General features: G+C 41.6%; 21 protein-coding genes and 2 pseudogenes. 11 read left to right on the top strand and 12 right to left on the bottom strand.

Annotation, left to right across the window (positions count from 1 at the left end):
* Positions 1-69: 69 nt before the first annotated feature.
* From NAF19_RS02310 to phoU, 6 genes are all read left to right on the top strand, one after another.
* The gene (locus NAF19_RS02310) at positions 70-1425 is read left to right on the top strand and encodes a hypothetical protein (protein WP_252788131.1); all 1356 of its coding nucleotides are present in this window, start codon (positions 70-72) and stop codon (positions 1423-1425) included.
* A 45-nt stretch (positions 1426-1470) separates the two neighbouring features.
* On the top strand, positions 1471-2520 hold the full coding sequence (gene pstS / locus NAF19_RS02305) for a phosphate ABC transporter substrate-binding protein PstS (protein ID WP_252788130.1): 1050 nt from the start codon (positions 1471-1473) through the stop codon (positions 2518-2520).
* A gap of 117 nt (positions 2521-2637) precedes the next feature.
* The gene (gene pstC / locus NAF19_RS02300) at positions 2638-3552 is read left to right on the top strand and encodes a phosphate ABC transporter permease subunit PstC (protein ID WP_252788129.1); all 915 of its coding nucleotides are present in this window, start codon (positions 2638-2640) and stop codon (positions 3550-3552) included.
* 4 nt (positions 3553-3556) lie between these two features.
* Positions 3557-4402, top strand: a complete 846-nt coding sequence (gene pstA / locus NAF19_RS02295) for a phosphate ABC transporter permease PstA (protein WP_252788128.1) — start codon at positions 3557-3559, stop codon at positions 4400-4402.
* On the top strand, positions 4384-5142 hold the full coding sequence (gene pstB / locus NAF19_RS02290; RefSeq protein WP_252788127.1) for a phosphate ABC transporter ATP-binding protein PstB: 759 nt from the start codon (positions 4384-4386) through the stop codon (positions 5140-5142). The genes pstA and pstB overlap by 19 nt, the downstream gene beginning before the upstream one ends.
* Before the next feature lie 107 nt (positions 5143-5249).
* On the top strand, positions 5250-5939 hold the full coding sequence (gene phoU, locus NAF19_RS02285; protein ID WP_252788126.1) for a phosphate signaling complex protein PhoU: 690 nt from the start codon (positions 5250-5252) through the stop codon (positions 5937-5939).
* A gap of 317 nt (positions 5940-6256) precedes the next feature.
* Here the strand turns inward: phoU and NAF19_RS02280 are convergent, their stop codons facing one another.
* Positions 6257-7552: a hypothetical protein gene (locus tag NAF19_RS02280; RefSeq protein ID WP_252788125.1), complete on the bottom strand. Its 1296-nt coding sequence runs from the start codon at positions 7550-7552 to the stop codon at positions 6257-6259.
* A gap of 109 nt (positions 7553-7661) precedes the next feature.
* Between NAF19_RS02280 and NAF19_RS02275 the strand changes: the two genes are divergently transcribed.
* Both NAF19_RS02275 and NAF19_RS02270 read left to right on the top strand, forming a co-directional pair.
* Positions 7662-8177 (top strand): hypothetical protein, encoded by a 516-nt coding sequence (locus NAF19_RS02275; protein ID WP_252788124.1) that lies wholly within the window; start codon positions 7662-7664, stop codon positions 8175-8177.
* Positions 8178-8314: 137 nt separating this feature from the next.
* Positions 8315-8845, top strand: coding sequence for a hypothetical protein (locus tag NAF19_RS02270; protein WP_252788123.1), 531 nt, complete (start codon positions 8315-8317; stop codon positions 8843-8845).
* 8 nt (positions 8846-8853) lie between these two features.
* On the opposite strand, the gene NAF19_RS02265 is transcribed toward NAF19_RS02270, so the two are convergent.
* Genes NAF19_RS02265 through NAF19_RS02240 form a run of 6 tightly spaced genes read right to left on the bottom strand, consistent with a single transcriptional unit; the run spans position 8854 to position 12249 of the window.
* The gene (locus NAF19_RS02265) at positions 8854-9276 is read right to left on the bottom strand and encodes an arsenate reductase ArsC (RefSeq protein WP_252788122.1); all 423 of its coding nucleotides are present in this window, start codon (positions 9274-9276) and stop codon (positions 8854-8856) included.
* Positions 9276-10355: an ACR3 family arsenite efflux transporter gene (arsB, locus tag NAF19_RS02260; RefSeq protein WP_252788121.1), complete on the bottom strand. Its 1080-nt coding sequence runs from the start codon at positions 10353-10355 to the stop codon at positions 9276-9278. The genes NAF19_RS02265 and arsB overlap by 1 nt, the downstream gene beginning before the upstream one ends.
* On the bottom strand, positions 10352-10840 hold the full coding sequence (locus NAF19_RS02255; protein WP_252788120.1) for an arsenate reductase ArsC: 489 nt from the start codon (positions 10838-10840) through the stop codon (positions 10352-10354). The genes arsB and NAF19_RS02255 overlap by 4 nt, the downstream gene beginning before the upstream one ends.
* A gap of 31 nt (positions 10841-10871) precedes the next feature.
* Positions 10872-11297 (bottom strand): arsenic resistance N-acetyltransferase ArsN2, encoded by a 426-nt coding sequence (gene arsN2, locus NAF19_RS02250; protein ID WP_252788119.1) that lies wholly within the window; start codon positions 11295-11297, stop codon positions 10872-10874.
* 8 nt (positions 11298-11305) lie between these two features.
* Positions 11306-11872: a DUF6428 family protein gene (locus NAF19_RS02245; RefSeq protein WP_252788118.1), complete on the bottom strand. Its 567-nt coding sequence runs from the start codon at positions 11870-11872 to the stop codon at positions 11306-11308.
* Between the two features lie 47 nt (positions 11873-11919).
* Positions 11920-12249: an ArsR/SmtB family transcription factor gene (locus NAF19_RS02240; RefSeq protein WP_252788117.1), complete on the bottom strand. Its 330-nt coding sequence runs from the start codon at positions 12247-12249 to the stop codon at positions 11920-11922.
* Positions 12250-12616: 367 nt separating this feature from the next.
* On the opposite strand from NAF19_RS02240, the gene NAF19_RS02235 reads away from it, so the two are divergent.
* On the top strand, positions 12617-13696 hold the full coding sequence (locus NAF19_RS02235; protein WP_252788116.1) for an acyltransferase family protein: 1080 nt from the start codon (positions 12617-12619) through the stop codon (positions 13694-13696).
* Between the two features lie 352 nt (positions 13697-14048).
* Here NAF19_RS02235 and NAF19_RS02230 read toward each other — a convergent pair.
* The 3 genes and pseudogenes from NAF19_RS02230 to NAF19_RS02220 all read right to left on the bottom strand — a co-directional run.
* Positions 14049-14164: pseudogene (locus NAF19_RS02230) on the bottom strand (transcriptional regulator); the annotation flags it as partial.
* Between the two features lie 161 nt (positions 14165-14325).
* Entirely contained in the window at positions 14326-15159 is an 834-nt protein-coding gene (locus tag NAF19_RS02225; protein WP_252788115.1) for a CPBP family intramembrane glutamic endopeptidase, read from the bottom strand.
* Between the two features lie 529 nt (positions 15160-15688).
* A complete protein-coding gene (locus NAF19_RS02220) occupies positions 15689-16054 on the bottom strand; it encodes a nuclear transport factor 2 family protein (RefSeq protein ID WP_252788114.1) in 366 nt (121 codons plus the stop codon).
* A gap of 97 nt (positions 16055-16151) precedes the next feature.
* Here NAF19_RS02220 and NAF19_RS02215 point away from each other — a divergent pair, with 97 nt between their 5' ends.
* Positions 16152-17072 carry an AraC family transcriptional regulator gene (locus NAF19_RS02215; RefSeq protein ID WP_252788113.1) on the top strand — a complete coding sequence of 307 codons (921 nt, stop codon included), beginning with the start codon at positions 16152-16154 and terminating at the stop codon, positions 17070-17072.
* 102 nt (positions 17073-17174) lie between these two features.
* Here the strand turns inward: NAF19_RS02215 and NAF19_RS30905 are convergent.
* Together NAF19_RS30905 and NAF19_RS02205 are read right to left on the bottom strand one after the other, a co-directional pair.
* Positions 17175-17824: pseudogene (locus NAF19_RS30905) on the bottom strand (NAD(P)-dependent oxidoreductase).
* 81 nt (positions 17825-17905) lie between these two features.
* Complete coding sequence (locus NAF19_RS02205) at positions 17906-20992, bottom strand: glycosyltransferase family 117 protein (RefSeq protein ID WP_252788112.1); 3087 nt, start codon at positions 20990-20992, stop codon at positions 17906-17908.
* A gap of 425 nt (positions 20993-21417) precedes the next feature.
* Here NAF19_RS02205 and NAF19_RS02200 point away from each other — a divergent pair, with 425 nt between their 5' ends.
* Positions 21418-22914, top strand: a complete 1497-nt coding sequence (locus NAF19_RS02200) for a Fic family protein (RefSeq protein ID WP_252788111.1) — start codon at positions 21418-21420, stop codon at positions 22912-22914.
* Positions 22915-22984: the final 70 nt, after the last annotated feature.

The following is a 22984-nucleotide window of genomic DNA, read 5'->3' as shown; positions in this document are numbered from 1 at the left end:
CATTAAGATAATGCTGCTGCCCCACTTTTGAGGCAAAATTTATTTAATCCTTAATTGATTATGAAAACAATGTTTACAAGACTTTTTAGTATAGCAGCCGTAGCAACGTTAACACTGGGTGCTATCACTGTTAAAGCGCAAACAAATTCACAGGTTCTAGCCGCCGCTCCGGCCGCAAAAACTACTACTACCGATGCAGGCACTACTGCACCTGCCGAAGTAAAGAAAACTACTAAAGCTGCTGAAGATACTTCATGGAAACCACAAAGAAGAATTTGGGGTTATGTATTTGGCGATTTGTATTATAATGCACACGCTGATGCAACCAACAGAGGTAGCGAAAATCAGTACAACGGTGTACCTAAATACCGTAACGCTTTCCAATTCCGTCGTATCTACTTAGGTTATGATTATGAAATAACCAAAAAATTCAAAGTAGAATTGTTATTGGCTTCTGAGCCTAACGCTAACACTGGTTCTTTTGCAGGTGCTACTAATACAATCCAAAACGGCGACAACCTGGTTGACGGTAAAATGGCCTTCTGGATCAAAAATGCAAACTTAAGGATCAGAGACCTTTGGAACGGAACCGACCTTGTTATTGGTGAAATGGGAACTCCCGGCTTTGCATTGAATGAGCCCGGAACAAACGGTCCTACTTCATTATCAGAAGCAACCTGGGGTTACCGTTCAATTGAGAAAACCATAACAGATATCCACAAAAACAACTCATATGATTTGGGTGCTGCTTTACAAGGAACGTTTGACCCTGCTGTTAAAAACTTTGGTTACGTATTTATGGTGGGTAACAACAGCACATCAAGCTTATTATCTGCAGCTAATAATAACACAGGTTTCTACAAAATTTTCTACGGTGATTTGTGGGGTAAGTTTTTAAACAAAAAGCTTTACGTAGATATCTATGCAGATTATGTTAAAACATCTCCTTCGTCTACACCAATTCCTGACGGACAGAACCATAACATGTTCAAAATTTTTGCAGCATACAATACCAAACCAATTACAATTGGTGTTGAGGCATACACTCAGAAATTTGCAAGCGGCGTTAGCAAAGCTGGCACTCCTGAAAATGCTACTGCACAAGGTTTCTCAGTTTTTGCCAAAGGAGCAATTTCAAAGACACTTAACTACTTCGCACGTTTCGATGCTTATCAGCCTGATACTAAATTCGATAAAACTGCTTCGTACACAGTTAACACTAACTACGGTTCATACAACCCAACCGTTAAAGAAAATTTCTACACTTTGGGTTTAGATTACCAACCAGCTAAAGGCGTTCACTTTGAGCCAAACATTTGGTTAGTTAACTACAAAGACAATAGAGATGCATCAACCACAGGTTACGTTGCCCCTGACCACAACCTGGTTTACAGAGCTACTGTTTACTACGTATTCGGTAAATAATTAATAGGTAACCAAGGAACAAAAAACTCAAAACTCAAAAACAAAATGAAAGTAATTAAAAGTTTAAAGGTAGCTGCCGTAGCAATCGCTGCAAGCGCACTATCGTTATCGGCTTCGGCTCAGGACAACACCCTGCTAGGTGCAGGCAGTACATTCGTGTACCCATTGTTCTCGAAAATATTTGCCGAGTATGCTGCTAAAACAAACATTAAAGTTAATTACCAGTCAATTGGTTCAGGCGGCGGTATTTTGCAGCTGACTAACAAAACTGTTGATTTCGGTGGATCAGATGCTCCGTTAAACGCAGACCAGGCTAAAAAAATTGCTGCTCCGGTATTGCATATTCCAATGGCATCGGGCGCAGTTGTAATTACTTACAACGTACCGGGCCTTACAACAGGTTTGAATTTGAACGGTGCTGTGTTAGGTGATATTTACCTTGGTAAAATTACTACCTGGAACGATCCTAAAATTGCTGCACTTAACAAAGGAACTAAATTGCCTGAAACAGGTATAGTTGTTATCCACCGTTCTGACGGTAGCGGTACCTCTTTCATTTTCACTGACTTTTTAACGAAAGTTAACCCTGAGTGGGCTTCAAAAGTAGGTAAAGCATCTGCTGTTAACTGGCCAGCCGGTTTAGGCGGTAAAGGTAACGAAGGTGTTGCCGGTTTGGTTAAACAAACTCCGGGCGCTATTGGCTACAACGAGTTAGCTTACGCTCTTCAAAACAAAATGACTTTTGCTGATATAGCTAACAAGACCGGTAAATTTATTACCCCAACATTGGAAACTACTACAGCATCAAGCAACGTTGAGCTGCCGGCAAATGCTGAGGTATCGTTAACAAATACTGATAACCCTAAAGGTTACCCTATCACCAGCTTTACCTGGGCTTTAATTTACAAAGAGCAAAAATATAGCGACCGCAGTGCTGACCGTGCTAAACAACTGTTAAAGTTATTATGGTACAACATTCACGATGGTCAGAAAAATTGCGCACCTTTAAATTATGCACCGCTTTCAAAGTCAGCTTTAAAAGTTGCTGAGAAAATTTTGAAATCGGCCACTTATGATGGTAAAGCGATTTTATAGTTAATTTAGAGCCAAGAATAAAGAACCAAGAGTCAAGAGAAAAGAAGCAGGAGTTAATCTTGATTCTTGACTCTTGGCTCTTGACTCTTGAATAGAGAATAACAAATCCCCAATTTTGTGAAGAATAAAAGATTAGACCTCTCGTACAGCCAAATGAAATGGGAAACTATTTTCAGGCGGCTATTGATATTTATGGGTGTTGTGCTGGTGCTGATAGTTGTTGGCATTTTAATAACACTGATAAAAGAATCCATTCCATCTGTTAAGTCTTCAGGCTTCGGGTTTTTATGGAGCAAGGTTTGGGACCCTGTACAAAACATATACGGGGCTTATCCTTTTTTAATAGGCACGCTGTTAACGTCATTTATCGCCCTTCTTCTATCTATACCATTTTCATACGCGGTATCAATTTACCTGGGCGAGTATAATCCTAAAGGCTGGTTATCAAACCTGTTGAAAAACTCCATTGAGCTTATTGCAGCTGTTCCATCAATTATTTACGGTTTTTGGGGATTGTTTGTGCTGGTGCCTATAATCAGGCAAATTGAGACCAAAATAGGTGTTGCGCCTTACGGTATCGGTGTTTTAACTGCATCGTTAGTATTGGCTGTAATGATAATACCTTATGCAGCTTCGTTAGGCATTACGCTTATCCGCATGGTGCCTTCGGCATTAAAGGAAGGGGCTTATGCATTAGGCGCTACACGTTTCGAGGTTATCCGCAGCGTGGTTATGCCTTATACCCGCACAGGTTTATTTGCAGGGGTGCTGCTGTCATTAGGCCGCGCACTTGGCGAAACTATGGCCGTTACCATGCTTATTGGTAATACCCCAACGCTGGCGCATAACTTTAAGGATTTAATTTTTGGCCCCAGCAATACCATGGCCAGCGTTATAGCCAACGAATTTACCGAAGCCGACCACGAGCAATACTTGTCGGCACTGGTTGAACTTGGCCTGGTGCTGTTTTTTGTTACCGTGATTATTAACCTTATTGGTAAACGTATAATCACCAGGTTTACTAACAACTAATCTTATGGATGCACGAATAGGAATAAGAAACACCAAAAGCATGTTGTTTAAAGGACTGATAGTTTTTCTGGCCTTTTTAATTACGCTGCCCCTTATTGTTGTGTTGCTTTATATAATAAAGCAGGGGGTTACACAAGTTAACTGGCACTTTTTAACCCATGTGCCAACGCCGGTAGGCGAACCTGGTGGTGGTATTGCCAACGCCCTGGTAGGTAGTTTATTGATGGTTGGAATGGCATCGGTAGTATCGATACCGGTTGGAATACTTACAGGTATATATTTAAGCGAAAACCCGCATACCAAGCTGGCTTACTGGAGCGGCCTGTGTGTCGACGTTTTGCAGGGCGTACCATCAATTGTGATAGGCATAGTAGTTTACCTGTGGATAGTAAAACCGCTGGGCTCGTTTAGCGCCATTGCGGGTAGCTGTGCACTTGCAATTATGATGCTGCCCATCGTAATCCGGTCGACCGAGCAAACGTTACGTTTATTGCCGCCATCGTTAAAAGAGGCCGCCTTATCATTGGGCGTACCGTATCACCGGGTAATAATAAAAGTTATTGTACCTTGTGGTTTCGCGGGCATATTGTCGGGCATAATGCTGTCGGTAGCGCGTATAATTGGCGAAACTGCACCGTTACTGTTTACCGCATTGGGCAACTCTTACTTGTCGTACGCGGTTACCAAGCCGATGGAAAGCTTGCCGCACGTTATATACACTTACGCTACCAGCCCCTATGACGATTGGCACAATTTGGCCTGGGGGGCATCGTTCATACTATTAATGTTTGTTTTAATATTAAATATAACCACAAAACTGATTACAAGAAAATGGAACATACAGTTGTAAGTGCATCAAAATTTAATGCATGGTTTGGCGATAATCACGTTGTTAAAGATGTTAGCATCGGGATTGAAAAAAACCAGGTAATCGCAGTTATGGGGCCGTCCGGCTGCGGTAAAACCACTTTTTTGCGCTGCATAAACCGCATGCACGAGCTTATACCCGGTGCAACGGCAAAAGGATCGTTAAAGTTGTACGACGACGAGGTTTATAACATGAACCCGATATACGTTAGGTATAAAATAGGCATGGTTTTTCAAAGGCCAAACCCTTTCCCGAACCTTAGCATTTATGATAACGTTGTTGCCGGTTACAAATTGAACGGCCTTAAAATGGCCAAGGCCGACTTGGATAACATAGTTGAAAAATCATTAACATCGGCCGCTTTGTGGAAGGAAGTTAAAGATTCGTTACATAAAAAAGGTACTTTTCTATCGGGCGGACAACAACAGCGTTTGTGCATAGCCCGTGCCATTGCCATGGAACCCGAGGTGATTTTGTTTGATGAGCCAACCTCAGCGCTCGACCCTATATCTACCTCCAGCGTTGAACAGTTGTTTCATGAGCTTAAGGAAAACTACACGCTTATTATAGTAACACACAACATGCAGCAGGCTGCCCGTGTAAGCGATAAAACAGCGTTTTTTTACTTAGGCGAACTGGTTGAGTTTGACAACACCAAACAAATGTTTACCGCGCCAAGCGATATACGCACACAAAATTATATAACAGGAAGGTTCAGTTAGCCCCCCAGCCCCCTGAAGGGGGAGCAAAGGAGAGTTAGCTTAAGAAGTTAAATTATTAATATAAACTTAAAAATTCCTCGGCCAACTGGCGGAGGTTAGGGGGCAATATGACACCATTAGAAAACGAAATTACCGCGGTTAAAAAAGAACTGGTTAGCATGTGGATACTAGTTCAGTCGCAGTTGAACAAGGCTAAAGAGGCCATGGTACAATTTGACAAGGACCTGGCCCGCGAGGTTTTGATAAAGGAAAAAAGGGTAAACTCCTTTGAGCTTAAGATCGACAGGGATTGCGAAAATATCTTCGCCCTGTACTGCCCTGTTGCGGTTGATTTGAGGTTTTTGCTTGCAGCATTAAAAATAAATACCAACCTGGAGCGTATAGGTGATATAGCTGCAGGTATTGCATTGTATGTGGTTGAATCGTCGGTAAATTTTGAGGTTAAGACATTGGAGAGCACCTCGCTTTTGCGCATGTATGACGAGGCGATAAATATTTTGATTGACACCCGCACCGCATTTGAAAAAGAAGATACCGTGTTGGCGCGCAGCATATTTAAACGTGATGATGTGCTTGATGCTATTAACGAAGGTGCACCGGTAGCTATTGCCGAGGTAATTAAAGCTGATTTAAACAGCATACCCGAGGCACTTTATATTCTATCGGTTTTCCGCAAGCTTGAGCGTGTTGGCGACCAGGCAAAAAACATTGCCGAAGAAATTATATTTTACGTAGAGGCCAAAATATTAAAGCACCTGGAAAGCAGCCAGAAAAGCTTCGACGAAGAGGAAGATTAGGTTTGATTTCGGATGTCGGATTTTCGATTTCGGAATTTTGATTTTCAACTATTAAAAAGCGAAAGTCCTTTTTTTAAATCCGAAATCGAAAATGCTAAATCCGACATTGAAAGATATTAATTAGGTTGATTGATTAATAAATGAGGGCAAGGCGGATAGTGATATTCGCCTTTGTTGTTTTTAGACGATAGACGATAGTCCATAGACGATAGTCAGTTAAAAGTACATGGTAGGTAATTACCGGATAAAAGGTTTTCAGTGCAACTTATCAATGGGTAAATTGCAGCTACCTTGGTCTATGGTCCATCGTCTATGGTCTACTTATTATACGGCAACTCATTAATCCAATGAAACCCGCGGTTAATCAGGCGGAATTTGGTTGCATCAATTTTACGGAGCGTTACGTTGATGGAATCCTTTTTCCAGTTGCCTTTTAAAATTAAAATATCTGGTTTGGGGCTGGTATAAGTTAAGTGGTATTTATGTACGGTATCAGCATAGGTATTGGCAACTATAGTATGCTTTTTTATATCCGGCTTAAAGCTGATGTATTTCATACTGTCAGTCATCAGTTTTATTTGTGCGCCCCCTTCGTAGCTTACCATCAATTTGCTCCAGCGGGTAGTGTCGGTTGTAAGCGGTTTTAATGTATCACGGTTTTTTATAAAGGTTTCTACATTATACAAACCATATAGTGGCGGTTTGGGGGCTTTTTCACCATATTGTTTTTCTGACGAAAGCGCCTGGGTAAAATCCAATATCAACGTGTAAGCAATCAGCAACACCTTAAGCGTGGTAAGCGTAATGTTTTTCCATTTTGCATTGAACCGGTGCGGTGTGAGGTTTGACGGCCTTGCATCGGCGTTTTTAAAGAAGAAGTTTATCAGCCGCGTTGCATCCCTCGTCATCAGGAAAAGGCACATTACCACCAGGGCCGTTGATAATAGTTTAACCGGCACATCAAAACAGTAATTAATAGCCATAATATTACCCGCCACTACAAAGCCGACAATAGCCCCAAGGGTACTGGTCTTCCTGAAAAACAGCAGCAGCCCGACGGAGATTTCAGCAAAGCCTGTAAAGTAATTAAATCCAACTGACTGCCCCATGTATGTCCACGCCAGCCCCATTGGTGACATATCGCCCACAGGTTCAATCAACCTTCCAAATGATGGTCCGGGGAATTGCAGTTTTATCACTTTAAAAAATCCATAACCCAGCATGGTAATTCCCACATAATAGCGCACCACTACGGTGAGCCAATAAAACAGCTTGTTATAATTGCTGGTGTTACGGCCTGTAATTGACCATATAATAGTGCCGATGGCGGTTACTACGGTTATAAAGAGTAAGATAAGGTAGTCGTAGGTAGTATCGCCGCTTCCTGTTGGTACTATAACCACGGGTTTTGATAAATGCAATACGTGCTGGGCTACCCAGGGTATGAAAATGTGAAAAGCATTGATGTATATATTAGATACTAAATCATAATAAGGCAATACGCCGTTGGGATTAAAAAGAACATAGAGTACAAAAAATATCATAAAAAAGCGGAACGCAATTTTTTGAATGTTTGACCAGTGTGCAGGTTCGGCAGTTGCGGCAATTGTCATAACGGCTTTTAAGGTTGTTAATGGTGATAATTCGTCTCTAAAATAAACAAATTACGTTTCAATAACAGCGTGGGTTGAGTATATTTAAAATAATTTAACATTATATACAATGAGAAATACACCACTTGGTTTCGTTATTGAGCGTATTAAGATAACAGTTTTGGCGCTGGTGCTGCTAGCCTTTTGGAGCTGCGGCAACCCGGATACAAGTGCGTTACAGGCAAAAGTGGATAGCCTGAACAAGCAAGTAGCCCAAACCTATAAACCCGGCTTAGGCGAATTTATGCTGGGCATACAAATTCATCATGCCAAGCTTTATTTTGCAGGTAAAAATAAAAACTGGGAACTTGCCGAATTTGAAATGGGCGAGATAAAGGAGGCCCTTGATGACATTAACAAAAACTGTACAGATCGGCCCGAAATAAAATCGCTGCCTATTTTATCTCCTGCGGTTGATAGTGTAAATAATGCCGTTAAAGCAAAAAGCCCGCAGCGTTTCGAAGCCGGCTTTGCGCTGTTAACCGGGGCCTGCAACAGCTGCCATCAAACTACCCATCACCAGTTTAATGTTATTAAGGTACCCGATACCCCTCCGTTTAACAACCAGGAGTTTAAAGTTAAGTAACGCCTTAGTCTACAATATTTTATAAAATAATATTTAACGTGCTTTGTAGCGAAACGCCTGATACAGCCGTATTGACTTTAACAACCTTATTTACCTGCCGGAACTAAAGGCGGCAATAAACTTAAAGCACTAAAAAAATGAAAAGGTATACGCTGTTACTCGCAATGTGCATAGCAATTGGCTTCTATGGCTGCAAAAAAGACATTGGCTCCGTTAGTTCAGGGGAACTTGTAGGCAAATGGCACCAAACCAAACTTAACCTGCATGAAACAATAGGTAGTACTGTTGTGCACGATACCACATTTATGGAGGATAGCTTTACCAGTGCCGATTTTTACCAGTTTAACATTGGCAAAACGGCTACAATTTCAAAAAGCGGCAATTTTGGCTTTGGCGGTAAAATTATAGCGATAAATGCCGATGTGCTTTTTGACTGGGTAACGCATTATACCTATAGCGTCGCCGATTCAACCTTAACATTAAAAGTAACCGATATACCGGCCCAAATTACAATCAACAGTAACGGCCTGCCGTACAACCAATCGCCAACTGTTGTGCAACTGGATAATAGCCATTTGGTTTTACGCAACGTGTACAACTACAACCCAGCATCGGCAGGCCAGGCTCCGTCCGCTTTAACTACTACACTTTATTTTACCAGGGAGTAAAACGCCGGTTAAATAGTATTTAAGTGCTGATTGATAAACTCTTTTGAATAGGTCTTGATCATTTCGCGCACTTTCCTGAACTCATCCATCACCTGTTCAGCGGTTCCTGTCGCTTTTGCCGGGTCGGGGAAGTTATGGTGGAAACGTTTTACTGAGCCGGGAAAGTAGGGGCAGTTTTCGCTTGCATTGTCGCAAACGGTTATCACGTAGTCAAACGGGATTGCCAGGTATTCATCCACATTGTTTGATGTGTGGCGGCTTATATCAATGCCATCTTCGGCCATAACCTGTATTGCTTTGGGGTTTACGCCGTGTGTTTCGATGCCGGCGCTGTAAACAACGGCCTTATCGCCTGCAAAATGCCTTAAATATCCCTCGGCTAACTGGCTGCGGCAGCTGTTGCCGGTGCATAGTACTAATATATTTTTCATTAAACGGTTTCTATTTTAGGTTGATAATATTTTTTACGCAGCCAAAATGCCACGTTTACCAGGGCTATTAATGCCGGCACCTCAACCAGCGGACCGATTACCCCGGTAAAGGCCTCGCCGCTGTTTATGCCGAATACCCCAATGGCCACAGCAATGGCCAGCTCGAAATTGTTGCCCGTAGCCGTAAAGGCTATTGAAGTGCTGCGCGAATAATCGGCGCCGAATGATTTGCCGATAAAAAAACTGAGCAGGAACATTATGGTAAAGTACACCACCAGCGGTATGGCTATACGCAGAACATCAAGCGGGATATGTACTATTAAATTGCCCTTAAGGCTAAACATTACCACAATGGTGAACAGTAAAGCAATAAGTGTAATGGGCGATACAAACGGAACGAATTTATTTTGAAACCATTCTTCGCCCTTTATTTTAATCAGCGTATACCGGCTGATTACCCCGGCGGCGAAAGGAATGCCCAGGTAAATGCCCACACTTTTTGCAATTTGTAAAATGGTGATATTAACCACAAGGCCCTTAAAGCCAAACAGGGGCGGTAAAACAGTTATAAATACCCAGGCATAAACGCTGTAAAGCAACACCTGGAAAATACTGTTCAGGGCTATCAGGCCGGCTGCATATTCTCTGTTCCCTTCGGCAAGCTCGTTCCAAACTACTACCATGGCAATGCACCTGGCAAGCCCAATCAGTATCAGCCCTACCATATACGCAGGGTAAGCATGCAGAAAGGTTATTGCCAAAACAAACATCAGGATAGGCCCAACAATCCAGTTAAGAACCAGCGATGCGCCTAACACTTTGGTATCTTTAAACACTTCGCCCATGTTTTCGTATTTTACTTTGGCCAGGGGCGGATACATCATTAATATTAAGCCAATTGCCAGCGGGATGTTGGTGGTGCCGCTTGAATAAGAGTTTATAAAAGCTGACGACGACGGCACAAAATACCCCACAGCTACACCCAGCGCCATTGCAAGGAATATCCATAAAGTTAGGTACCTGTCTAAAAAACCTAGTTTTTTTCTTTCGGCCACGGGGGCACAGTTAGTTACACTCATGATTGTTTTGTCCAGTATTCCATGTGTTTTGCCTCCTCTATAAAGGCCAGCACAGCTTCTTTTATTTCATCTCTTACCTTACGAATTTGTTCCAGTATTTCATCTTCGGTACCTTTAAAAGTTGAAGGGTCCGGAAATGACCATCCTAACCTTCGTACTACGCCTGGAAATATTGGGCAACCTTCAGCACTGGCTTCATCGCAAACAGTTATTACCGCTTGAAATAATCTGCCTTGCCTGAACAAATCAAATACTTCCTGTGTTCCCTTTTTACTTAGGTCGATGTCAATCTCCTGCATTACCTTAACCACGTTGGGGTTCATTTTTCCGGCTTCTAATCCGGCGCTTTCGGCGTGGAGGATACCTTCGCCGTATTTGTTTAAAAAAGCCTCTGCCATTTGGCTGCGGGCCGAGTTATGGATACATACAAAAAGTATGTTACGCTGTATCGCGGTTTTTCCTCCGGGTTGTTGATTAGCGCTCATGGTATTGTTTATTTTTTATGTTGATTTTAAACTACAGGGCTTTCCGCATCACAATTGCCGATTGCGGGCAAACGTGGCTAAACTCAGTTGATTGCTGCACTTCTGCCGGCACATCTGCCCGGGTTATTTTATCGTAACCTTTACGGCTAAAATAATCAGGAGCGGTTTCCGTAAGGAGGTAAATGGCTTGCAGGTTTTTTGAGGCAGCAAGCGCTTCAATTTCTGTAAGCAAAGTATTTGCCAGGCCGTGGTTGCGGTATGCTTTATCAACAGCCAGTGAACGCAGTAGGGCAAAGTCACCATAAATTTCTAAACCAACTACACCCGTAACTTCATCATCCTGTTTGGTAACCAGGAAGGTCTCCAGCGTTTCGGGTAAGTCGGCAGTCGGCAATTTTTCGGCTGTTAGTAAAGCTATGATGCTTTCCCTGTAGTTATCAGCTTGTTCTGTTTTCATTATATTATTTAGCAGCAGCCACCGCCGGGTGTGCAGCATGCTTCGGCCGCTACGGCAAGGTTTACTAATTGAACTTTTGGTTTCTCTACTGCCGGGGCACAGCATTCGCTTTCTGCCGTAGTTGTGCCGCAACTACCACCGCGACCGATAGCTTTGCATTGAACAGTATCGGGACGCAAATCAACCAGCAAATTGCCATTGCTAACAGTAATTTCATTAGGGTACATCTGCCGCGTATCAAACTGTGAATTGCCGAATTCGATTTTCACGGTAGCGTTTACATCAAGCGGTAGTTTTTTCTCAACCACGTTGATGATCGACAGCGCTTTTGAAACTTTCATTGCCCGTTCCTGTTGGGCAGCCTGTGGCTCATAAAGCTGAACTATTATCTCGGTCCAGTTATTCATAACGCCGCCGCAATCAACCGATGTGATGGGGGTTTGTTTAATTTCGGTGATATGATACGAAGCATCTACCCATTTATTTTCTGCGTATTGAAATTGCAGGTCGAGGTCGGGGTTTGCCAATAAGGTTTCCTTAAAAGCGCCCCAGGTTAGTGATGTTGTATTGTTCATGGTTATTTTGTTTATTGCAATATTACGATGGATAGTTTCAAATTTTTTTAGCAGCAGTTAGCCTTTACATCAACCAAATTTAAAAAGCTGTTTAGTTGTTGTTTCAGCAGTTCCCAGTTTTTTGGCTCAATACAATAACAAACGCTTACGCCTTCAATGGTACCTTGTATCAGTCCCGCAGTTTTGAGTTCTTTTAAATGCTGCGAAATGGTAGCCTGCGCCAGGCCAAGCTCGATGGACAGATCGCCGCAAATACAGGCATTGGCATTTATAATCTGCTGCAAAATGGCAATACGTGCAGGATGCGCCAACGCCTTAAGCATTACTGCAAGCCGGTTCTGTTCGTCGGTAAATATTTCAGTTTTTGTTAAGCCCATTATTATATCGCAATATTACGATTAATAGTTGGAAGATTGCAAATTTATTTTGAGGTTTTTTGGTTGGCGGGTATTTGCAATGATATTTTACGGTATATGCAATGTCAAAAGGACGCAGAATAGAGTACTGTTTCGCTAATCGATGCCGGTTTAAAGAAAATAAATTGGTTTTTTGTTTGATGAGTTTGGTGAACGGTGGAAACAAAGTCTCCGTGCATAGTGGTTGGTAGTTAAAAAACTAGGAACAGCGGTTCTAATCACAGCTATCTTTTTCAAATCGTTTTTTTAACATTAATATCCTCAATGAAAAATAAAATCCAAATCCGGGAAAAACAATATATTTAAAAGCCTGTATAGTATGTATCGTATGGCATCAGCACAAATAGTCCCTCAGGCCTCCTCCAAAAGGAACTTTTCTATCGATTATCTTAAATCTTTTTTGGTGTTAGGAATGGTATTAGGGCATACTATGCAACTTTTATGTAGTGTAGCTGCAAGCAACATGATACGTAATTTAATATATTGCATTACACAATATATCAACCTGATAACATTCTCCGGTTTTTTTTTCTGTTTTGGTTATGCTAATTATCTCAGTTACTTTACCAAAGAGCGAAAGGAAGTAAAGAGTAAAATTATAAATAATGCCGTCCGAATTCTCCTCGCTTATTATATATCGGCCTTTGCTTATATCATCTTCTTTGCTGATTTTGATTTTTCATTTCAACAAACCGTCCAGATTTTAATATTTTCCAAAATTCCGCCTTTCTCGGAGTTCTTGTTATCTTTTTTCGTAATAATAATTTCGTCATTTCTATTTTTTGACCTTATAAAAAAGATATCCGCAAGCAATCTTTTATTAATTATTGCAATTGCTGTTTCTTTGATGTCAACTATAGTGGTCCCCTATAAATACATTAACAATAACCAGTTAGGCTTAATTATAGGAACCAATCAATTCTCAGCTTTTCCAATGCTCCAATATCTTTGGTTCTTTTTAGCGGGCGTCTGGTTTGCCCGTGATAATATTAAATTCCGCTGGAGTGTTTTGGTCGTCTCATTTTTACTTTCCATGCCTTTTGTTGTATATTGTTTAATAACGCATAACTTTCCAGATCGGTTTCCACCGAGTATTTATTGGATCGCCGGATCGGCTTTTCCATTATATTTGTATTATATGTTTTGTATTTGGGTAGAGAGACGGTTTGCTCAAATACATCCAGTTTTATCCATAGGCCAAAATACTTTATTTTACCTTCTGCTAAGTAATATCTTTTTGTTTAGCTTAAAAGTTAAATTAGTCAATAGAATCATAGGTTTGGATAGAACCATTTTAATATATACTTTGGTTATGATGGTTATATATTTCCTGACCAAACAAGTCTCAAATTTCAAACAAAACGCAATGCCGGCTATTAAAAAAGTTGCCACTGTCGACGATAAATAAAAAGTTAGGCGTTGATTGAATATAGAGCAAGGAATTGCTGGCATAAACACAATCCCTCACAGCGCCCTTCCTTTATCGTGTTACTCTTACGCATAATTCAATCGTAAGCCTGCGTGAGCTTTATAATTATTTATTAAATCATGCGCCATAAGTGCGTCAAATTCAACCTTAAAGCCTGTTTTTACGAAACGGACAGCAAAAATTCACTTGTTCACTCAACCCAACAAATTTAGTAGCGAACACATTTTAAAGCCTGCATTTAAGACCTTTATAAGTGATTTAAGGCAAGAAAAAAGCCTCCTGGTGCTTACAGAGGGCTAAGTGCTTAGCGCGCCCAAGCTGGCTCGATCGACAAATCGCCGCAGATGCAGGCATTGGCATTTATAATTTGCTGCAAAATGGCAATGCGTGCAGGGTGCGCCGGCGCCTAAGCATTACCGCAAGGCGGTTCTGTTCGTCGGTGAATATTTCAGTTTTTGTTAAGCCCTACTTTTGAAAGTATGTAAGTTCGGGTCTCGCTCCCCTTACTTTTCAATAGAGTCTTGAATTTAAGGATTTGGAGCTTTTCTTGTTTGTTATTTTGCGCGAGTGTGGACACTCGCAATTATTTCTCAGTTAAGCTCAGACGTTTAACCAGGCGGGACATTACAAATGGGAGCCTTATATCTTGTTTTTGCTTGTCCAAGAAAGGCTTTTGTCTTCCAAGAGATGCCTGTAGCTGCAATTGTAAAGAAAATCATGGTGTAAATAAAAGGTCGCAACTCACCTGTTGGCACTTTCCCAAACAAGGCAAATGTGGCATTTATTGCCGCATGGAAAAAAATTGTAATCAATAAACTTTCTGTCTTATTATAAAGCCACACAAACAAAATGGTAATAGGCACCGTGCCTATGATGAAGTAAACTAAAAATAGTTGTGTTCTGCTTCCTTCAGGATTATGTGTTAAATACATAGGAATATGCCAAATTCCCCAAATAAGTCCTAAAATAACAGCAGCCGTCAGCGGACGAAATTTATCTTGAAGGATTGGCAGTAAAAAGCCGCGCCAACCTATTTCTTCCCATAAGGGGCTAAATGGTATAAAAATAAAAAACAGAATCAGAGGCAGATACCATTCTGACAGGTCAAGTGGTTTATGTAATATGTAAAGATAAATGCAAAGAGAAGGAACAACGCATACTACTGGTATCAATAGTGCAAAAAGATACCATCTATAATTTACGCGCCATTTTAAAATTTTTGTTAATAACGTTTTAAGACCTGCTTCTTTACAACGGCAAATTATTATAGATAAGGCGACTATTCCCGGGCTTAAAGTTGAAGTGATCTCTACCCATCTTGGAACTGAAAATTTAATTTGATGATGTGCTGCAAGTGCTAAAGGTATATTTATTGCCCAAGTTATCATGAAAGTAAAAAATATGAATATTAGTGCGGTTCGTATTGTAGGTTTATCATCCATTGGTTAATCTTGAAAATATCTGTTAAAGCAATGCAATTTAACTGTAATAGGCAATTATCCAATCGCTTTTCCCAATTTCTGGTTATGGTATGGTTTTGACTTATATATTTATTTAGCTTTCGAAACTGTGCTTTGTGTTCATCGACCTCGGAAGTCGAACGTTGCTTACTGGGCTTTTTTGTTTGTCTTTATCTCTTAACTAGCGGAGTTTACTTGTTGGTAGTGAGGCGATCTTTAAAAATAGCAATATAACTTACTGGCTTTCGTTAATTTTATTCACTGTATATTCTTTCGGACATCGTTCAAACAGTTTAATTGAGTAGTTAAAAATTTTAAAAGGTGTACAAATTGAGTAAAAGGGTTTGATTGACTTCGGGGTTCTTTAAAATACAACCATGTACTTCTTTGCGCCGGATGCTTTCTGCCAGACGGTTCGACTGTAGTCTTTACCCGGCATCTATCGACCAGAACGCGGACATAACTCCGGGTTCCAGCCGATAGTTTATATTCAATCAGTTTTCACTTATCGCTAATAAAAAAACGTTTCGGATATTATCTTATCGTCTTTTACGCCGAAAACTGCAATTTCTGCTATCTGTAATCTCTGGCCATTTTTTAAGGTCATGTCCCTGCCCATGGCCAAACTGAAGTAGCTGCCTCCAACAACCGGTTCGGTGCTGAAAAAGCTGTGCACTTCGGCTATAGTTTCCTGCCTGGCTTTTGATTTGGCCAAAACCGCGTCAATACCGGTGGTTATAGTAGGCACGCCCATCGCTAGGGCATGTTCGGGTTCGGTGCAAACAATGTCGGTACTATAAAGCTGTTGATAAATTTCTGCTACCTGCCTTTGTTGAAAAAGTTCGTAGTAGCGATTGGCTAATTCCTGTGTTGTCATTTTTTTCTGATTATTAATGACACAAAGCTAGTCTCTGGTTCAATACTTAAAGTGTTAAAAAGTGTTGTATATTTGCTTAATCGTATCAATTTAACCAATGGATGCTTTAAGTACTGTATTAGAAGCCACGCGACTCAGGAGTGTTGTTTATAGTAAATTTCCGCTGTCGGCCCCGTGGGGACTGGATGTTATAAAGGACCAAAATTCGCAGTTCTGGCGGCTGGTGAGCGGCAATTGTACTGTTGGCTCGCCTGATGGCAGTATAATAGAATTGCAGGAGGGTGACCTGGTATTTGTGCCTAACGGCAGCGCCCACTGGTTAGCAGATAAAGCTACAAGTTTACGTATGCCCTCGCCCGAATTTGTTAAGGCCCGCCGGGCCGGGATCCCTGTTTTTAACAGTGGGGGCGATGTAACTACACTTATAGCGGGCCATTTTGAATTTGATTACCAGCCCCTGCACCCTTTTTTAAAGGATCTGCCGCCAATTATTCACATCAGGCAATATGTAACAGAAAACCAGCTTTTATTAAAGCAGGTTGCACAATTAATGTTGGCAGAACTTAATAACGAAAGGCCCGGAAGCGGTGTAATGCTAAAAAGCCTGTCGGAAATTATGTTTATCAATATCATAAGGGCATATTTAGAGCAGGCTGCCCCCGGCACTGGCTTTCTTTCTGCATTAAATGACCCAAGGATCAGCAAAGCGCTAAAACTGATGCAGGACTCACCCCACACCGATTGGACGCTGGAATCTCTTGCATCGGAGATCGGCATGTCACGTTCTGTTTTCTTTAACCAGTTTAAAAAATTAGTGCACGAAACACCGCTAAGTTACCTTACCAACTGGCGCATCCGGCAAGCCCAAAAGTTATTAACGACGAACAACAGCAATATATCCGAAATTGCAGCGAACGTAGGCTATCAGTCAGAATCAGCTTTTAACCGGATCTTTAAATCGAAAACGGGGCAGACTCCCGCGATGTACAGGAGAAGTAAACTTTCCCAATTGAAATAAGACACAGGATAAACCTCGATTTCATAACACGATATAAATAGTAATTCTCAAATCGCGAATTGAGAATTATTGTATTCGCGGTATCAAAAACGACTGACGACTTTACGATACAACCGGGCTTTGTTTTACATACAAATTGTTTTTCAGGCAATCGACCATAAACCTGGCGACATTTAGCCTGCTGACGGTTAAACCCGGTTTAGGCGAATTGTTGAGGCTTACCACAACATCCCTGATTTTAGTTGAATTTGTTAGGCCGGCGGGTCGAACTGCCGTCCAATCCATATTTGAGTGTTTCAGTATTTCTTCCTGTACCTCATGATCGCGGTATGGGTAGCTGATGTTGCTGTGGTCAATAAGCCACCTAAACCAAAACGGGATATCTTTTTTGGTTTCGCTTACGCCCAGGCTGTTGTTATAACTATACGTTTAATATTAATCTCGCCAGCAGTTGCAATAATATTCTTCATGCTTGCCGACAGGAAATCTTTTGGCGTACGCAATTTTGCCCAGGGGAAATCGGAGGTACGGGATATATTCAGCGAACTTAAAATAGCATCACAACCCTGCATAGCCTTTGCCAGATCATCTTTTACAGCAGGAGTGCCCTCAAAAACCGATACCGACGGCGGGTAAACAGGCAACTTGCTTTTATCACGAACTAACACGTGTACTTCAAAGCCTAACTTTAATGTTTCGCTAACAAGGTGCCGGCCGGTTCTGCCTGTCGCACCAAGGATGAGTATGTTCATAACCGTTTGTATGTCGGCAATATAAATAAAAAACGGCCCTGTTTTCGCAGGGCCGTTTAGCTTTATTTAGTGCAACAATATTTATTGTTGAGGCTGCCTTTGCAACACTCCGCCAAATTTATTGGTGTAGTCCTTCATCTCGTCACTAAATTTCTTAGTTAATTGCGTTTGGTGGCTTTCACCTGTGAATTCAACCATCGCATTAAGGAACGACACGCCGTATTGTACCGTACGTATATCAAATGCGCCGGAGTTATCTTTCATCAGGTAATAGTTATAATCAAGCTGATCGATAAGGTAATCGTTTACGCTGGTCATCAGTTTATTACCCAAAACGTTATCGTGCAGGTTATAGCTGGTTTGCGCCATAAATATTTTGCGGTTGGCAACTTCAATGCCAGGGGTCATATCCGGCATTACGTCGTCAAACTTATGCAGTGCTTTCAGGGCAAGATCAGGGTGACCGTCTTTAACCAGTCCGTCGGCAAGGTCAAGGAACGTGGTAACCATAACCGGGTAAAACATGGTGGTCGACTCGTGGTCTAAATACTTGGCAGTTTTAAAATTGCCGAATTTAAACTTGTTCATAATGTTATCATACATCACCAGGCTATTTATTTTGCCTAACTGGTCGCGGGTACTGGTATCCGGTTTAAGCGGCAACAAACGATAGGTAAAACCTTCTTTATATAAGTACTGCTGCAAGCCAATCAGGTTTTCGTTACCAATGGTAGTAGTAAAGCAAATAGGCCTTTTCCAATTATTATGTGCCAATATATCCAACATGGCCAGGTTTTCTTTGGTTACATAGTTCGATGTATATTTCCATTGCATAACTGTAGCCAGTTTATCCTTTTGCTCAGGAGTTATTACATTGTTCTTTAAAACATCATCAGGGTTAATAGTGATTTTAAAGTTTTTTGTAGGCAGGTAATTCTCATAGCTGCCACCCGGCTGAAACTGCACCTGTGCGGCCCTGTTGTCTGACGATATAAAATCAAAAACTTCCTTAACTTCTGTTGGTTCGGCTATTTTTTGGTCGTTAAAGTAAATCACATCGCGTACACCTTCTTTGTATTTATCGTAAGGCATAGTTATTGGCAATGGCTCCGATTCGTTCATTTTACCCTGCATCTGGTGAATGTACCAGTCGCCGGTAAACAGGCTGAGGTTAACAATACGCACATCAGGGCGTATGCCTTCCACTTCCTGGTCGTACCATAACGAATAGGTGTCATTATCGCCATAGGTAAATAATATAGCGTTTTTCGGGCACGATATCAGGTAATTATAAGCCATATCATGCGGCGTCATTTTGGTAGAGCGGTCATGGGCTTTCCATTCCTGCTTTGCCATAACAACCGGTGCTGCCAGCAGGCAAACGCCGGTAGCCACAACTGCAGCAGTTTTAGCATTTGCTTTTAAGCGGATAAGCTCGGCTAATGCCACCACTCCCAGGCCAATCCAAATGGCAAATGCGTAGAAAGAGCCAACGTACGAGTAATCACGCTCGCGCGGCTGTATACTCGGCTGGTTTACGTATAATACGATGGCCAGGCCTGTAAAGAAGAAAAGCAGCAGTACTACCAGCGCATCGCGTTTTTTACGCTGAAAATGGTAGGCCGCGCCCAGTAATCCAATTATTAATGGTAAAGCATACAGCGGCGTATAAGTTGTTCCCAGTTGAATGCCCTGCCCCTTTATTTCGGGCCCGCCAACTACCGATTTTGGCAAATGTTTGCCGCCGTCAAGAATGCCGCTGGTCCAGTTACCATCAACACCTGCTGTGTTTTGCTGGCCATCCAAATCGTTGTAACGGCCAACAAAGTTCCATAAAAAGTACCGCCAGTACATCTGGTACATTTGCCAGCTAACCATCCATTTCATATTATCGCCAAAAGTTGGTGCTGCGTTTTCGTCCATTTGCAGCCATTGGCGGTAAAACTGGGGGTCCTGCCCGTCGCTGCTGTACATACGGGGTAAAAAGGTGGTATGGTCGTACTGGTAGGTTGTTCTCTTGCCAGCATCCTCATATTTGGTTTTGCCTTTACGGTAGATGGTACTCCCTTCATTTTGAATCGGGTTGCCATTTTCGTCGGTTTTAGGTTTGGCGTCAAAATACTGGCCAAACAGCAAAGGGTTTTCGCCATACTGTATACGGTTTAAGTATCCGTACAAAATAAATGCATTATCGGGGTGCGAGTTATCCAAATTGGTGCCTGCAGCAGCCCTGATTGGGATATAGGCAAACGAGCCGTAACCTAAATAAACAAAGGAAACGCACAGAAACGCCAGGTTCATTAATGGCTTTTTATTGCGAATGCTGTACATAATACCAGCAACCAAAATGCCCACAATTATCAGGAACCAAACCATAGCGCCGCTCCAGAAGCCAAGGCCTAAATTGTTTACAAAGAAAAGGTCGAAATAGGCAGCTATTTTAATGGTATAGCCACGTATGCCGTATTGTACAAAAACAAGTATCAGAACACCTATTAAAAAAGTGCCAATTGCACCACCTACGTTAACATTGCGGCCGCGGCGGAAGTAATAAACCATGGCAATTGCCGGTATGGTTAGCAAGTTGAGCAGGTGAATACCTATTGAAAGGCCTATTACATAAGCAATAAATACAAGCCATTTATCAGCACCCGGCTCGTCGGCATGGGCATCCCATTTCAGTATTGCCCAAAAAACAACAGCAGTACACAGCATTGAAAGTGCAAACACGATGGTTTCAACAGCCGAAAACCAAAATGTATCGGTATAAGTGAAGGCAAGTGCACCTACCAAACCGGCGCCCATAATAAGTATAGTACGGCTTTGGTCGTCTGCTTCACCCGGCTTAGGTGCAAGCATTTTTTTAGCAATGGCTGTTATGCTCCAAAACAGGAACATAATAGTTGCGCCACTGGCAATGGCCGAGCCCATATTTGTAAAATAAGGCACCTTTGCATTATTGCCGAATGATAACAGCGAAAACACTTTACCAAGCATGGCAAACAAAGGGTAACCGGGCTGGTGAGCAACCTGCAAACGGTACGCGCAGGATATGAACTCGCCGCAATCCCAAAAGCTTACCGATGGTTCGAGCGTTAAAATGTAGGTGATTGAAGCTATGACGAAACAAAGCCAGCCTAAAAGATTATTTATTTTATTGTATTGCATGGATTACAAATAATGGTTTATTGCAGGGTAAATATCAGGTTTTTTAACACTTTTTTCACTAAAATAGCTTCAGCTTAACATCTTTTAACACATTAAAAGGCTGCATCGCTTTAAAAGGTGCAAATATGGTAAAAAAGTCGGGAAAGTCGGTAAGCCGGGAAGTCAGGAAAGACCGAAAGACAGTAAAGTCGGAAAAGACAGTAAAGACTGGAAGTTGGTAGAGCCGATAAAGTCTGGAAGTATATAGAGAGAGATGTCCTTTGATATAAACTGGGCTGGTTTTTATCTCGTCGCTCCTGTTTTAGTACAAAAAAAAATCTACATGAGTGGGTTTTTAATCTAAAAAATTCTACATTTCGCTTGTCTTAATCTAAAAAAATCTACATTTTATTTGTTTTAATAGAAAAAAATCTACAAATTAGCATATGTCAAAACAGTTAATAGAAAAAAATCTACATCCGCAAATAGATGAAACTATTTTTGGCAGCTCTGATAAAGCGCGTTCCCAGCAAATAAGCAGGCTGGAAAAGGCCGGCAAAATTAGAAAAATTGCGCCGCGGATTTATACTTCGAACCTACTTGATGAACCTGAAATAATCATAAAAAGAAACTGGTACAAAATACTTGCCCATCTATTCCCCGGGGCATTGTTAAGCCACCGCAGTGCACTTGAATTTAAGCCATCTTCATCCGGAGAAATTTTTGTCACCTATAAATATACCAAAACCCTGGTATTGCCAGGTCTCATCGTTCGATTACAAAAAGGCCATGGCCCGGTAGATGGCGACACCTTTTTTTTTAAAGAATTGCATGTTTCACAGGAGGCAAGGGCCTTTCTTGAAAATTTGGAAGCCACGAGAAAAACCGACAATACGCCAAAAACACTATCTAAAACAGCCGTTGAAGATAAGCTGGACGCTATTATAAGGATACGGGGGGAAGAAGGGCTAAATACTTTAAGGGACGAGGCGAGGATTATTGCCGGGAAACTTGGTATGAATAAAGAATTTGAGCAGCTAAACAAAATAGTTGCCGCGCTGCTTTCAAGCAATAGCAAAGTTGTACTTTCATCGTCGATCAGCAAAGCCAGGCTTTCGGGGTTCCCTTATGACCCTGTGCGGATAGATTTGTTTGCCCATCTTTATGAACAACTTGCAGTAGATGAATACCCGGAGTTTGATGATAAAAACAAGACTGTCCACTCTTATCAAAATTTTGCATTTTATGAGAGTTACTTTTCAAATTACATAGAGGGAACAATTTTTGAAATTGAAGAAGCGAAGGAAATTATCCTGACAGCCACTCCCATGCCTTCACGGGATGAAGACTCGCATGATATATTAGGCACTTATCAAATCGTATCGAACAGAACGGAGATGAGTCGCGTGCCCGAAACGGCTGATGAATTGCTCACCTTGCTTAGGTACAGGCACTCAATTTTAATGAGTGCAAGGCCGTCAAAAGCCCCCGGCAATTTTAAAGATAAAAATAACAGGGCCGGCAGTACTGAGTTTGTGGATTGGCAGCTTGTGGCCGGCACGTTAAAAAAGGGATTTGAACTATATTCTATTCTGCGAAGTTCCTTTGCACGGGCCGCTTTTATGATGTTTATGGTTAGCGAGGTGCACCCCTTTTTAGACGGTAACGGAAGGGTAGCCCGGGTTATGATGAATGCAGAGCTAACGTCGAAAGGCTTATCTAAAATTATTATCCCGACTGTGTATAGGGAAGACTATATGGGGGCGTTAAAAAAGCTAACCAAACAAGCAGAACCGGCTTCTTATATCCGGATGCTGTTACGCGCCTACGAATTTAGCGCAACTGTTTACAGTGACGATATGAATACGATGGAAGCGTATTTGAAAAAATGTGATGCTTTTGAAGAACCAACTTTGGGCCGCTTAAACTACCAGAAAATATAAAAGACAACGACTATTAGTTATAATCGCCCCTAAAAATCCAACCAAATCAAATTTTTATTTCATCACAATT

This window comes from Mucilaginibacter flavidus, from assembly GCF_024055575.1.
Lineage (GTDB): Bacteria > Bacteroidota > Bacteroidia > Sphingobacteriales > Sphingobacteriaceae > Mucilaginibacter > Mucilaginibacter flavidus.
Note: the sequence above shows the minus strand (reverse complement) of the source record. Positions and strands in the feature narration are given on the sequence as shown.